The organism is Nisaea acidiphila, from assembly GCF_024662015.1.
Lineage (GTDB): Bacteria > Pseudomonadota > Alphaproteobacteria > Thalassobaculales > Thalassobaculaceae > Nisaea > Nisaea acidiphila.
Genome location: NZ_CP102480.1, coordinates 2,985,342 through 2,999,267, shown reverse-complemented (window position 1 = coordinate 2,999,267; position 13,926 = coordinate 2,985,342). Strand labels below are relative to the sequence as shown.

Genomic DNA, 13,926 nt, shown 5'->3' with positions numbered 1-13,926 from the left:
CCTTATCCGACCGAGAGGGCGAGCGTCCGGCTGATCAGGGCACGCGGCAGGCCGGATTCCTCGTGCCAGGCATTGAACGCCGCCTGGATCTTCGCCAGCGCGGATTTCGACGTCGCCGGCCCGTCGATCACGCCGGCCCTGCCAAGCGCGGTGACCACGTCTTTCGACAGGACGAAACCGTCCCAGCCGATGAAACGGAGAAAGTACTGCCCGGTCGTCCCACCGAGGCGGCTGCCGTGCTGGCGCAGGTAATCGAGCAGACCGACCTGGTCGTCGCGCGGCCACTTGGAGAGGAAATTCCCCGCGCTCCCGTCGAGCGCCGCCATCTGCTCGACCAGCAGCGCGTTGTCGCGCACGGCGAGGATCTTAGGCTTGTTGCGGACGATGCGCGTGTCCGCCATCAGGGAAGCGAGTCGCTCCGCGCTCAGCTCCGTATTGACCGCGATATCGAAGTGATCGAAGACCTCCTCGAAACCCGGCCATTTCTGTTCGATCACCTTCCAGGAAAAACCGGCCTGAAAGACCCGCTTCGCCATTTCCGAAAGGATGCGGTCGTCGGACAACGCAGCCGGGTCGCCAGCCACGCCATGCCCCGCAAGCCGCGCATCGACGCCCGCCTCGCCGCCATGATGGGCCTCCGCTTGGCGGCGGATATCGGCAAAGCTCTCAACGCTCATCCGATCCGTCTCCCCGATAGAGTTCCGTGCTGAGATATTTCACCCCACTGTCGCACATGACCGTGACAATGGTGGAGTCCGCTCCGAGCCGGACCGCCTCCTGCAGAGCGACGATCACGTTCGCGCCGGTCGAGGTGCCGGCGAAAAGCCCCTCTACCCGCGCAAGGCGCCGGGCCATTGCCATTGCGTCCTCCGTGTTGACGGTGGCGACCTCGTCAATCGGCTCCGGATCCCAGAGCGGCACCACGAAACCGGCGCCGACGCCTTCGATCCTGTGCTTGCCCGAGGGGCCGCCGGAGAGCACCGCCGACTCCGCCGGTTCGATCGCAACGGTTCGGATGCCCGGATTTCTCCCCTTCAGAAACTCCGAGACGCCGCGTGCGGACGCCGCCGTTCCGGTCGATTGGACGAAGGCGTCGATCGCCCCATCGGTCTCTTCCCAGATCTCTTCGCCCATCCGGTGGTAGGCGGAAAGCTGGTCGCTGTTGTTCAACTGATCCGTCCAGAAGGCGCCGGTCGCCTGCCGGATCCGGTCCGCCTCGGCGATCATCGCGCGGGTCAGCGCTGCATCCATGGCGCCCTTGTCGCTCGGCACCACGGTCAGCTCCGCGCCCAGCGCCCGCATATGACGCCGTTTCTCGATACTGAAGGCATCGGAAGAAACGATGTGCAGCGGGTAACGTTTGACCGCGCAGACCATGGCCAGCGAAACGCCGGTGCTGCCGCCGGTATATTCGACCACAGCCCCGCCGGGCGCGAGGCGGCCGTCGCGCTCCGCCGCCTCGATCATGGCGAGCGCCATGCGGTCCTTCATCGAACCGGTCGGGTGTTCGCTCTCGATCTTCACGAAGACCCGGCCGGCGCCTTCGGGTACGAGTTTCTTCAGCTCGACCAGCGGTGTGCCGCCAATCCGGCCGATAATCGTCTGTCCCTGCATTTCCCGCTCCGTGCGCTACCGAAGCGGCGACAATATGTGTCTATTCTTCAAGACCGAAGATGCGTATTTTTGACCATTATGGTTAGAAAAATAACCACCGACTGGGACGATCTGCGCTTCGTTCTGGCGATTGCTCGCACAGGGTCGATCCGCGGTGCCGCGCGCGCGCTCGCCGTCAATCACGGCACTGTCCTGCAACGCCTGAACCATGTCGAGGAGACGCTCGGCACCAGGCTCTTCGGACGCACGCGCAAAGGCATGATTGCCACCGAGGCCGGGGAAGAATTAGTCCGCCACGCCGCGGAGATGGACATCTCCTTCCGCACCGCGACGCTTTCCGCCGCCGGCCGCGACGCCGAACTCAGCGGGCCGATCCGGGTCAGCATCCCCTTCGCGCTCTGCCCCGCCGGGATCGGGGCCGTGCTGGCGGATTTCTCGGCGCAATATCCGCTGATCGACATCGAGCTGGAAATCACCGACCGCTTCACCCGGTTCGCCGATCTAGAAGCCGATCTCTCGGTCCGCCTCGCGTTCGGGGTCGATGACGACGCCATCGGCCAGCGGGTGCTGCAATATTGCAAGACCGCCTACGCCGCGCCGGAGACCTGCGCGCTCCTGGCGGACTCTCCCGGCGCAGTGCGCTGGCTCGGATGGGCCAAGGAAGACGAGTCCAGCGGCTGGACCGAGGAGACCGGCATCACCGGCCTCGCCATGGCGCATAAATGTCCGGAGCACAGAAGCCAGATCGAGATTGCCCGGCACGGGCCCTATCTGACGCTGCTGCCCTGCTTCCTCGGCGACCGTCAGCCCGGCCTGGTCCGGGTCCCGGGTGCGCGGCTGATCGCGGACCGCAGCATCTGGATCCTCTACCGGTCCGACCAGAAAACAACGGCGCGGCTACGCGCTCTCAAAGAGACGCTTATCCGGCATTTCGACGGACAAAGGGCTTTCTATTCCGGAGCGGGAGCGGCGGCCTAGTATGCCTTCCCTCGTGCAGTGACCGGCCAGAGGCATTCCACCTTCCCGCCCCGCACCCCGACATACCAGTCGTGGATGTTGCAGGTCGGATCGCAATGCCCGGGCACGAGTTTCAGCTTGTCGTTCGCTTTCAGCACGTCTCCCGGATCGCGGATCACACCGTGCTCGTCGGAGCAGTTGATATATTCCACGTCTCCGCGACCGAAGACGACCGGTAATCCGGAATCGACGCTCTGCACCTTGAGCCCGGCATCGCAAACGGCCTGACCGGATATCGCGGTGCTCATGATCGATGTCAGCAGGAAAAAGGCATTCTCGAATTCCGAAACCGGTGCGCCGCTCTCATCCAGGACTTTCTGGTAATCCGCGTCCATGAAGGCATAGGAGCCGCATTGCAGCTCGGTATAGACCCCGGAGCTGCCTTCGAACATGTAGCTGCCGGTTCCAGCCCCGGTTACGGTCGGGCAGGGCAGCCCCGCCGCGAGGATCGCGTCCCGGGTTTCTCTGGCCCACGCGATCGCCGCCTCGATCCGTGCCTTGCGTTCGGCGAAGTCGCGGACATGCTGTGCCGCGCCGTTATAGGCCTGGATACCGCCGAAGATCAGACCCGGCGCCTCATGGATCGCCTTTGCGAGGGGAACCACGGGCGCGCCCGGTTCGACCCCGCATCGACCCGCGCCGCAATCGATTTCGACCAGAACCGTCAGCTCCGTACCGTGCCGCGCCGCAGCCTCCGAAAGCTCGCCGATATTCTCCGGATCGTCGACGCAGACCGCGATCTTCACGTCACCCGCGAGCCTGGCCAGACGGTCGATCATGCGCGGGCTGCGCACCTGATTGGTGACGAGAATGTCCCTGATGCCGCCGCGCGCGAAGGCCTCGGCCTCCGAGACTTTCTGGCAGCAGATCCCGACCGCACCGCCGATCTCCATCTGCCGCCGCGCGATGTCGGCCGATTTGTGCATCTTGCCGTGTGCCCTGAGCGCAACACCCATACCGGCGCAGAGCCCGGCCATCTTCATCAGGTTCCGCTCGAAGGCGTCGAGATCGATCACGAGGCAGGGCGTCTGGACGTCCGTTTCCGGCATGCCGAGCGATGCCGGGACGTCGTACCCAACCTCGCCGTCAGAGGCTCCGTCGCTATTCATGGTTCCCTCCTGCTGTCGCCGGGTTCAGCCCGGGAACGCCGCAAGCGCGACGACGATGAGCATCGACAACGCCATGCCCTTGTTGATCAGAGATTGCGTCCGGTCCGACAGGTCGAGCCTCTTCAGCGAGACACCGGCCCAGAGCCAGATCAGATGCACCGGGATCCAGATCAGGTTGATGATCAGGAGTTTCAGCGCGATCTCCATGCTCTGGTTGTCGGCCATGAAATGAAAGCCGGAGAAGAAGGTGGTATTGACCGCGTAGGCCTTCGGGTTGATCAGCTGCAGCAGGAAGCCGCCCACGACGCCCGGCGCGCTCTGGCGCTCCACGAAAGCGATCTTGGAACCCGCCCAGCCGATCCTGAACGCGAGATAGAGCAGATAGGCGACCGAGCCGTAGAGAAGCACCGGTCCGAGGACCGGGTTCGCCAGCACGATCGCAGCTATGCCGGTCACCACCAGAACCGCCACCGCATTGGTGCCGATGAAAAGGCCTGCGAGGAAACGGATCCCTGGCAGGAAACCGTATCCCGCGCCGACGCCAGCGGTCGTCAGCACGCCGATCCCCGGCGTAATGATCAGGAAGAAGATTGCCGTGGCAAAAGCAAGCATGGGTTTCCGAAGAACAAGCGGCAGGAAAATGCGGTTCCGGAGCCTATCCGCACCGCTACAACTGTCAATCGCGGAACCCGCATTTCCGGAGAATGGAATGCCTCCAGCACCACAAAATATGTATGGCATTTTATATATCAGAATTATTGTTCCAGAATTAACCTGATCTTTATTTTCTTGCTGCAAAACAGTCGAAATTCACTTTAGACGAGAGAACTGATGATCCGCTTCAGCGCTTTCTTCCTCGCGTTCATATTATTTGCCGCGGTTACGCATTCCAGCGGTCCCGCAACCGCTCTGACCCTTTCCGAGAAGGCCAGCATTCAGGCCGCGATGCAGCGTCACGTAGACGGATCGCTGGTCGATGGCGCGATCCTCTACCTCAATCCGAAAGACGGCGAGGTACATAAGCTTCATCCGGTGACCGCTCACCCGATGATCCTCTCGATGGGCGCGCATTACGTTCTCTGCTTCGATTTCCGTGACGACACGGGCAAGGAAGTACCGATCGACTATTACATGGCCCGGACATCGAACGACTACGTGGTCTTCCACACCGCCATCGCCGATCGCGGCCTGCTGCAGCGGCTGATGAAGGACGGAACCGTCAAACGGCTCCGCTGAGGACGCTCGGAACCGACGACGGGTTGCAGATATGGGCGCCAATCCACCATTTCCGAAACGGTTGAAGGTCAAACTGCTGGCAATTGTCGGCGTGACTTTCCTTGCCCTGATCGTGCCGGGAATCTGGCTGCTGCTCTTCACGACCTCTCTCGCCGACGAAGAGCTTCTGGCGAGCCGGATCGGCAACCTGACGGCCCGCACCGCGCTGGCGGTAGAGCGGCACGCCGCCTACGGAAACCCTTTCCTTGCACGGGATCTGCTTTCTCCGCTCGCCGCCGACCGGGCCTTTCTTTGCGCCGAACTCTCGAAAGGCGACGCAGCGCCGACGGCGGCCATCCCCTCCTCTCAAGGCTGCCCGAAAAGCCTGGAGGGACTGGAGATAAGAATCCCCGCCTCCAAGGACGCCCGCTGGACACTCCGTGTGATGTTCACCGACAAGGAACTCAAGGAGACCCGGCGTTTTGAATACGTGATCGGGGTTTCCGCCATCGCCGTTGCGATCCTCGCGGCACTGATCGCGGTTGCCTTCGGTTTCTATTTCCTGGTCGACCGTCCGCTGAGAAGACTGCTCGCTTCGATCCGGGAGTCCTCGCATAGCGGCGAGCTGCAGCCCGTGTCCTGGTCGAGCCGCGACGAAATGGGCCTAGTCGTCCAGGCCTACAACGCGATGATCGAGCGCGAGCGGCAGCGCGAACAGACGCTGCGATCCGTCAACGAGGAACTGCGCCGTTCCGAAGCCGACCTGAGCGACCTGAACCGGGACCTGGAAGACCGGGTGCGCGAGCGGACCCGTGAGCTTGAGATCGCAAAGAAGGCGGCAGAGTTCGCCAACATGTCGAAAACCCGCTTCCTGCGCGCGATGAGCCACGAATTGCGGACACCGCTGAACGCGATCATCGGCTTTTCCGACATCATGGCGCACGGAACGCTCGGCAAACTTGAGAACGAACGCTATCAGGAATTCTCGGTCGATATCCGGGACAGCGGCCGGCACCTGCTGAAGATCATCAACGAATTGCTGGACATCGCCCGCATCGAGGCAGGCCAGGACTCGCTCGAAGAGGAAATCATCAGCGCCGATGCACTTGTGACGGAGGCGGTACGGCTCGTCAAACCGCTCGCGGACGATCGCGGTATCGCGCTCTCGCGCTCTCAGATCGATCCGGAGCTGGTCCTCGATATCGATGCGACCAAGATGAAGCAGGTGCTGCTCAATCTGCTCGGCAACGCGGTGAAGTACACACCTTCCGGCGGAACGGTCAAAGCCATCGTCGCGCTGCGCCCGCGCCACGGCGAAGCCCGTCAGGGCGGCATCGAGTTCCACATCTCCGATACCGGCAACGGCATTCCGCAGGACCAGATCCCGAAGGCGCTGACCGCCTTCGAACGCCTGGACGACGAGATCACGGCAGCGCAAAGCGGGACCGGTCTCGGGCTTCCGCTGGCCCAGATGATGGTGGAGCTTCATGGCGGCACCCTCACTTTGGAAAGCGAGGTCGGTGTCGGTACGACTGTTTCCGTCTGGCTCCCGGCGAATCGCGTCGGCTACCTCCGAAGCGAGCTGGACGACCTGAAGATCGGTCACGCCGGCTGAGACCGAACCTCTCCGGCAGCAAAATTGCACCAGATCAATTCCGGCCTTTGTGCGATGCGGTATATGATGAGCACCGTCTCGGGCAACGCCGGAGTTCCCTCAAATGGACATCGAAAACCCGGAAGGCCTGTCTTCCGCAGAGGCAGCCAGCCGGCTTGAAGAATTCGGTCCGAACCGGCTGCCGGAGCCGAAGCTCTCCGGACCGCTGGTATTGTTCGCGCGGCAGTTTCTAAGCCCCTTCATTTATATCCTGATCATTGCCGCGCTCGCGTCGGTCGCCATCGCGCAGATCCCGAGCGCGGTCTTCATCGTCGCGGTGCTCCTGATCAATGCGGTCATCGGGACGGTGCAGGAATATGCGGCGCAGAAATCAGCCTCGGCCCTGCGCAAGATGGTGCGCGGCACCGCGCGAGTACGGCGGGACGGTTTCGACCAGTCTGTCGATATCGAACAGGTCGTACCCGGCGACCTCGCGCTCCTGACGTCGGGCGACAAGGTTCCAGCCGATATTCGTCTCGCGACGGCGCACGGGCTCGCCATCGACGAGTCCGCCCTGACCGGCGAATCCCTCGCCGTTACCAAAAACGCCGCCGCCGCTCCGGAAGAGGGCGCACCGATCTCCGAGCGGGTCGACATGTGCTTCGCCGGCACGGTGGTCACCCACGGCCGCGCGATGGGTACCGTCACGGCGACCGGGCTCTCGACGCAAATCGGCTCGATTGCGAAGGAAATCGGCGCGGGGCGGCTGTCCGAGCCGCCGCTGATGATCCGCATCCGGCGTTTCACCTACAAGGTCGCCGGCGGGATCGGGATCTCGATCCTCGCTCTGGTCCTGCTGATGCTTCACGTGGGGGGATACGACACGCGCGAAATGGCGATGATGTCCATCGGTCTCGCCGTCTCGACCATTCCCGAAGGCCTGCCGGCGGCCCTCACCGTCGCGCTCGCCATCGGCATGGGGCGCATGGCGAATCTGCATGTCATCATCCGCAAGCTGATCGCGGTTGAGTCCCTCGGCTCCTGTACCTTCATCTGCTCCGACAAGACCGGCACCCTCACGGTCAACGAGCTGACCATCAAGAAGATCGTTCTGCCGGGCGGCGCGGAGTTCGACGTGGCGGGGTCCGGCGTCGGACCGGGAAGCATCGGCCAGCCGGAGCAGCATCACCGGCTGCGGGACATCTGCCTGACCGGCGTTTTCGCGAATGAGAGCTATCTCGACTATGCGGGCGGCGAATGGGCCTCCGATGGGGATATCGTCGATGTCGCCTTCCTGGTCCTGGCCAAGAAGCTCGGCCTCTCGCTCCGCCAGGTACGCGCCGAGCAGGCCCAGCTCGAGATGATTCCCTACGAGTCCGAACGGGCCCTCTCCGGCAGCCTGACCCGGCTCGGCGCCGGTGCCTGTCTGCATGTCAAGGGCAGCCCGGAAAAGCTTGCCGCGATGTCGAGCCAGATGATGACAAGGGACGGTGCCGTGCCGATCGACCGGGCCGCCATCGAGGCGCAATCGGAAGCATTGGCGCGGCAAGGCTACCGGGTAATCGCGCTGGGACGGCGTGAAACAGACCATACGACCGGTGCTATCGACCAGCTCTCCGACCTGACCTTCCTCGGTCAGGTCGCGATGATCGATCCGGTGCGCCCGGATGCGAAAGAGGCGGTCGACAAGTGCCGGGACGCCGGTATCGAAGTCGCCATGATCACCGGCGATCATCCGAGCACGGCCGCCGCGATCGCCCGCGATCTCGGGATCCGCAACCTGTCCGGCGAGGTCGTGACCGGAGCGGCTCTCCGCCGTTCCGAGCAGGAAGGCCAGGCAGCGCTCGACACACTCATTCGGCCCGCGCGGGTCTTCGCCCGGATCGAGCCGCTGCAGAAACAGCAGATCGTCGACTCCCTGATGCGCGCCGGTCATTTCGTCGCCGTCACCGGGGACGGCGTGAACGATGCCCCGGCGATGCGCCGCGCCAATGTCGGCGTGGCTATGGGCAAACGGGGCACCGACGTCGCCAAGGAGGCGGCGGATCTCATCATCGCCGACGACCGTTTCGCCTCCATCGTCGCCGGCGTCGAACAGGGCCGTGTCGTCTACGGCAATATCCGCAAGGTTATCGCACTGCTGATCGCGACCGGCTTCTCCGCCCTGCTGCTGTTCTTCCTGACCGTTCTGGCGGGTCTGCCGATGCCCCTCGTCGCCGTCCAGCTGCTCTGGCTGAACCTGATCGCCAACGGCCTCCAGGACGTAGCGCTCGCCTTCGAACCGAAGGAGGGGAACGAGCTCAGCCGCCCGCCCAGACGGCCGGACGAGCCAATCTTCGAGCGCCGTATCATCGAGCATGTGCTGATCACCGGGACCGCGATGGGCCTGCTCGCCTTCTTCGTCTTCGACTGGCTGATCGAAAGCGGACGCAGCACGGAAGACGCCCGCAACCTCACGCTGATGCTGATGATCCTGTTCGGCAATATCCACGCCCTCTCCAGCCGCTCGGAAACCCGCTCGCTCTTCCGGATCCGCTTCTGGGGCAATCCCTTCCTGGTGCTCGCTGTCCCCGTCGCGCAGGCGGTCCATATCGGCGCGACGCATGTGCCGTGGCTCTCGGACGTGCTGTCGCTGCATCCGGTCGCTGTCTCCGAGTGGCTGATGCTGCTGGGCGTGTCGCTGCTGCTACTTGTGATCGAGGAGGCGCATAAATTCTCACACCGCCGCCGGCGAGGGGTTCGGGCAGCGAAATAATTCGCGGGGGTCTCCGCACCGGCACAACTTCCCTGTCCGGACCCGGCTGCGACAAGCTGCTCCTTGTTACAAAGACATACTTCCCGTAAGGGGTCGCCATGCGTTGCGTGAGTGCCCATAGCCGCACCGTCCTGGCACGGCTCCTCGTTCTCTGCCTGACGCTCCAGCTCCTGGTCCCGACGCTTTTCGCCTCGTACCAGGTGGCCGGGAGCGTCGAGGCTGCGGGAGACCCGTTCCGCACGGCGATAATCTGCACGCCGAAAGGCCTCGTGCAGATCTCGCTCGACGAGAACGGGAACATCGTCACGGAGGGCGACGAGGCACCGACCTCCGCCGCACGTCCCGACTGCATCTATTGCAGCCTCGCAGGCGGGGTCCTCGCACCGCAAAATCTCCTTCCCGTTGCAGAGCTGACGGCAACGGCTCTGCCGCTCGTCCGGTTTACCGAACCCGAACGCCCGCGCACTCCGCATTTTGCCAGCAGCCTCAGGGCCCGCGCCCCGCCGAACCTGACGGCGTGACCTGACGCGGCCCCCGAGCCGCCCTCACGCCCCCTCTCAGACATCCCGCGACAGTCCCGGACCGCCCGCGCAGCAGCGCCGGGCGCCGAAGTCTGTCCGTTCGACCAATCCGACCATGAGAGGAAACCATGGCAAAGATTCTCAGACTCTCTCTCCTGCGGGCAGGCGCCGCTGCGGCCGTGATCGCAGGCTCCGTCCATCTGGCCGGCGCTCAGCAGAGCGGCCACGGCACGCACAATCACCAGACGACCGGACACATGCACGAAGCCTCCGGCGACGGCACGATGAACCACGGTCACGGCATGGCCATGGACAGCCACGGGCATCCGCTCCCGATCGGCGTCATGGGCGCCCGCTCGCCGATGAAAGGCCGCTTCATGCTCGGCGCCCGGGTAATGGAAATGAAGATGGACGAGCTGCTCCGGGGCAGCGACGGGATCTCGCCGGAGGAAGCCGCGACCTCCGTCGCCAATCCCTTCGCCCCGCCCGCAACCGTCCGCATGGTGCCCACCGAGATGACCACGCGGATGGCCATGGTGAGCGCAATGTACGGCGTCACCGACGATTTCGGTGTGATGGCGATGGTGCCCTATGTCGAGAAGGAGATGACCATGGTCACCTTCTCCGGCATGTCCGGCAGCACACGGCTCGGCGAGAACAGCGCCGACAGCTCCGGCCTCGGCGACGTGAAAGTCGGCGGGACCTACACACTCTATCGCAGCGGAGGTCATCGGATCATCGCCGTCGGTGCCGTCAGCCTGCCGACGGGGAGCATCGAGGAGACCGGCCGCATGCTGATGGCGAACGGCATGTATATGACCCGCCGGCTGCCTTACGGCATGCAACTCGGTTCCGGCACCGTCGATTTCCTGCCGGGCCTCACCTATACCGGCGCGTCCGGCAAACTCTCCTGGGGCGCCCAGTACAAGGCGGTGCTGCGGATGCAGTCGGAGAACTCGGAGGATTACCGGCTCGGCAACATCCACCACGTGACCGGCTGGCTCGGCTACCGCGTCACCGACTGGTTCCAGGCGACCGGTCGGCTCGTTGCCCGCACCGAGGACGTGGTGCACGGCCAGGACCCGAACATCAGCGGGGCTGCCATCGGCGCCAATCCGGACAATTACGGCAGCGAGCGGATCGGCGGCCTGCTCGGCTTCAACATCACTCCGGGCAACGGCCTGCGCGTCGGCGCGGAAGCCGGCCTGCCGCTCTATGAGCGGGTCAACGGCACCCGCCTCGGCGCGAGCTGGAGCGCCCGTCTCGGCGTGACCTACATGTTCTAGGCCTCTGGCCTCGAACGCCGCCCCTTCAGGAACAACGGGAGGGGCGGTCCGCCGCTATCTAGTCCTTCGCTTCCAGCAAATCGTACATCGCCGCGAGCGCCGTCACGTAGCCGCGCGCGCCGAGGCCGCAGATCACGCCGGTCACCGCCGAGGACATGATCGAGTGCCGGTGCAACTCGTCGCGGGCATGGATGTTGGAGATATGCAGCTCGATCTTCGGCCCCGCGAAGATCTTCAGCGCATCGAACAACGGCACCGACTGGAAGCTGAGGCCCGCCGGATTGATGATCAGCCCGTCCGCCTCGTCCTCGGCCTGTTGGATCATGTCGACCAGCGTGCCCTCGTGATTGCTCTGCTTGAACTCCAGCGGCCCCTTCGCGGCCTCCCGGCACCAGCCCTCGATGGTCTCCAGCGTGATCGAGCCGTAGATCGCCGGCTCCCGCTTCCCGAGCTTGTTCAGGTTCGGGCCGTTCAGGATGTGGATTGTATGGGCCATGCTGTTTCCTCGCGGGTACAGAGCTTTATCGCCGGAGCTCGACACTAATTGCATTTGGGATCAGTGCAATTGTTGATAGAGACACAGAAATCATATTGACGCACAACACGAACAAAACTAGAACACACTCAAGGTGATTCTATGGCTCAAGCATCAGAGATTGAATGGACAGACGCCACTTGGAATCCGGTAACCGGTTGCACGAAAATCGGTCCGGGTTGCGACAATTGTTATGCGTCACGGTTCGCTGAGCGATGGCGCGGAATTGACGGGCATCCATATGAACAGGGCTTCGATCTGCGCTTATGGCCAGATAGGTTAGAGCAGCCCCTGCGCTGGAAGAAGCCAAGGCTCATTTTTGTGAATTCAATGAGCGATCTATTTCATAAAGATGTACCGGTTTCATATATCAACTCCGTATTTGAGACTATGGAATCTGCCGATCAGCACGTATTCCAAGTTCTTACAAAACGCAGCTCACTACTTCGGAAATACATAAATCAGAGATATCAAGAATCAGTCGCACCGGATCACATATGGCTTGGGGTATCTGTTGAAGATCGAGAACACTCAAGTCGCATCGAGCATTTGAAACAAGCAAACGCATCTATTCGTTTCGTATCTTTCGAACCATTGCTTGGGCCTATCGGCAAAGTCAATTTAGGCGGGATTGCTTGGGCAATTGTAGGAGGTGAAAGCGGCCCCAAAGCACGCCCGATGGATCCGAAATGGGCTAGAGAACTGCGAGATCAATGCTTAAGGCAAGACGTCTCCTTCTTCTTCAAGCAGTGGGGCGGTCCACGCCCTAAATCTGGCGGCAGAACCCTTGATGGAGAGATCTGGGACGGCTTTCCGGTTCACCGAATGAAAAAACCCATGTCCGAAATGTTCGCACGATCCTGACTTGATCTGAGCTGTCATATTCGCTATGGCAGAAGAATGAAAGAGATTGACAACTTTGAGTGGGTCGTCGGCAACAAGCCACCACCTCTACAGTCACATAGTGCGGCCAAGCTAAATCTTCTAAGTCATTATCTAGCTGAATATTTTAGAGCGGTGGTCAGAGATCCCCGCACCGAACGGCTCCAAATCTCCTTGGTCGACGGATTTTGTGGCGGAGGAGCCTTCCAATCACCTGACGGATCTCAGGTGCCAGGCACTCCGATGATTATGCTTGGTTCTATCTCTGCGGCTGAAAAGGAAATAAACCGCAACCGTATAAAAAAGCTTCATATCGACGCAAATTTTTATTTCATCGACAAATCGGAAAACGCAATCGCCTATCTCAAAAATGAGATCAACAACTCTGATCAAATACATCAATTAAACAAAAAAATTCATTTGATAAATGGCGATTTTTCCCAGCACTACGAACAAATATTATCAGATATATCAAGTCGATCTAGAGCCGGAAGAACTATCTTTCTACTAGACCAATACGGATACAAGGACGTACCGCTCACTATTTGCAGAAAAATACTAGATCAATTACCGCGCTCAGAGATCATTCTTACTTTCGCCATAGACTGGTTGATCGACTACATGTCGAATAACGCATCCTTCCTAAAGGCCGTTGCACCGATTGAACTCACAGAATTTCAAATAATAAAATTCTTAAAAACAAAAGGCATTCGCGAACATAGGTACTTAGTACAGAGATTAATGATACAGCATATTCGAGCAGTTACACGCGCACCATTTTTCACACCATTCTTCATTCGATCTGCGCAGGCAGGCAGAGATCTCTGGCTTATTCATCTTTCAAAACACCCAACAGCTAGAAATGTCATGACTTCAAGCCATTGGGCTCTGCAGAACGCCTCTCTCCATCAAGGCAAAGCAGGGCTGCGAATGCTCGGTTTTGACCCGCACTGGGAAGACAGCCTGCCTTTTGATTTCGAATTTGATCACAATGCAGAAATGAGCATGGAGACAGCTCTGATAAATGAAATACCTGAAAAAGTGGAGTCACAGGACAGCCACGGACCCATAACATTTGAGACTTTTCAGACTCTTATCGCGAACGACACCGCAGCTCGCCTCGATCAAATTGCCGAATCCCTGATGTTTCTCCACCGCGAGAACGCGATTGAGATCATAACGCCATCAGGAAAACTAAAAAGGAATGCTGCCAAATTAAAACCAACGGATAGAATTCAACTTTCCCGCCAATTAATATTTCCAGGATTTCAAATAAAAACAGAAAATTAAAGAATTGGCATGGACGTCTCCAGCAGCCAGATGGGTGCAAGAGCCCACCCTTTCCAGTGTGCCGCCGCACGCTATTTCCCTCCAACAAGCACAACCGGCCGGAGGGAG

Annotated in this window: 13 protein-coding genes; 8 read left to right on the top strand and 5 right to left on the bottom strand. The window is 61.1% G+C overall.

What is annotated here, in order from left to right:
• Positions 1 to 2 precede the first annotated feature (2 nt).
• Both NUH88_RS13875 and NUH88_RS13870 read right to left on the bottom strand, forming a co-directional pair.
• Positions 3 to 677: a DNA-3-methyladenine glycosylase I gene (locus NUH88_RS13875; RefSeq protein WP_257767003.1), complete on the bottom strand. Its 675-nt coding sequence runs from the start codon at positions 675 to 677 to the stop codon at positions 3 to 5.
• Complete coding sequence (locus tag NUH88_RS13870; protein ID WP_257767002.1) at positions 667 to 1,614, bottom strand: PLP-dependent cysteine synthase family protein; 948 nt, start codon at positions 1,612 to 1,614, stop codon at positions 667 to 669. The genes NUH88_RS13875 and NUH88_RS13870 overlap by 11 nt, the downstream gene beginning before the upstream one ends.
• A 78-nt stretch (positions 1,615 to 1,692) precedes the next feature.
• Between NUH88_RS13870 and NUH88_RS13865 the strand changes: the two genes are divergently transcribed.
• Positions 1,693 to 2,592 (top strand): LysR family transcriptional regulator, encoded by a 900-nt coding sequence (locus NUH88_RS13865; protein WP_257767001.1) that lies wholly within the window; start codon positions 1,693 to 1,695, stop codon positions 2,590 to 2,592.
• Here the strand turns inward: NUH88_RS13865 and NUH88_RS13860 are convergent.
• The gene (locus NUH88_RS13860; RefSeq protein ID WP_257767000.1) at positions 2,589 to 3,740 is read right to left on the bottom strand and encodes a DSD1 family PLP-dependent enzyme; all 1,152 of its coding nucleotides are present in this window, start codon (positions 3,738 to 3,740) and stop codon (positions 2,589 to 2,591) included. The genes NUH88_RS13865 and NUH88_RS13860 overlap by 4 nt on opposite strands.
• Positions 3,741 to 3,764: 24 nt before the next feature.
• Entirely contained in the window at positions 3,765 to 4,352 is a 588-nt protein-coding gene (locus NUH88_RS13855; RefSeq protein WP_257766999.1) for a LysE family translocator, read from the bottom strand.
• A gap of 219 nt (positions 4,353 to 4,571) precedes the next feature.
• Here NUH88_RS13855 and NUH88_RS13850 point away from each other — a divergent pair, with 219 nt between their 5' ends.
• The 5 genes from NUH88_RS13850 (at position 4,572) to NUH88_RS13830 (ending at position 11,111) form a co-directional block, all read left to right on the top strand.
• Complete coding sequence (locus NUH88_RS13850; protein WP_257766998.1) at positions 4,572 to 4,976, top strand: hypothetical protein; 405 nt, start codon at positions 4,572 to 4,574, stop codon at positions 4,974 to 4,976.
• A gap of 31 nt (positions 4,977 to 5,007) precedes the next feature.
• Complete coding sequence (locus NUH88_RS13845; RefSeq protein ID WP_257766997.1) at positions 5,008 to 6,570, top strand: sensor histidine kinase; 1,563 nt, start codon at positions 5,008 to 5,010, stop codon at positions 6,568 to 6,570.
• A gap of 103 nt (positions 6,571 to 6,673) precedes the next feature.
• Positions 6,674 to 9,304: a cation-translocating P-type ATPase gene (locus NUH88_RS13840; RefSeq protein ID WP_257766996.1), complete on the top strand. Its 2,631-nt coding sequence runs from the start codon at positions 6,674 to 6,676 to the stop codon at positions 9,302 to 9,304.
• A gap of 98 nt (positions 9,305 to 9,402) precedes the next feature.
• A complete protein-coding gene (locus NUH88_RS13835) occupies positions 9,403 to 9,825 on the top strand; it encodes a DUF2946 family protein (protein ID WP_257766995.1) in 423 nt (140 codons plus the stop codon).
• A 128-nt stretch (positions 9,826 to 9,953) separates the two neighbouring features.
• Positions 9,954 to 11,111 carry a transporter gene (locus tag NUH88_RS13830; RefSeq protein ID WP_257766994.1) on the top strand — a complete coding sequence of 386 codons (1,158 nt, stop codon included), beginning with the start codon at positions 9,954 to 9,956 and terminating at the stop codon, positions 11,109 to 11,111.
• A gap of 58 nt (positions 11,112 to 11,169) precedes the next feature.
• Here the strand turns inward: NUH88_RS13830 and NUH88_RS13825 are convergent, their stop codons facing one another.
• Positions 11,170 to 11,607, bottom strand: a complete 438-nt coding sequence (locus NUH88_RS13825) for a type II 3-dehydroquinate dehydratase (protein WP_257766993.1) — start codon at positions 11,605 to 11,607, stop codon at positions 11,170 to 11,172.
• A gap of 141 nt (positions 11,608 to 11,748) precedes the next feature.
• On the opposite strand from NUH88_RS13825, the gene NUH88_RS13820 reads away from it, so the two are divergent.
• Both NUH88_RS13820 and NUH88_RS13815 read left to right on the top strand, forming a co-directional pair.
• Positions 11,749 to 12,510, top strand: a complete 762-nt coding sequence (locus NUH88_RS13820; protein WP_257766992.1) for a DUF5131 family protein — start codon at positions 11,749 to 11,751, stop codon at positions 12,508 to 12,510.
• A gap of 36 nt (positions 12,511 to 12,546) precedes the next feature.
• Positions 12,547 to 13,818: a three-Cys-motif partner protein TcmP gene (locus tag NUH88_RS13815; RefSeq protein WP_257766991.1), complete on the top strand. Its 1,272-nt coding sequence runs from the start codon at positions 12,547 to 12,549 to the stop codon at positions 13,816 to 13,818.
• Positions 13,819 to 13,926 lie beyond the last annotated feature (108 nt).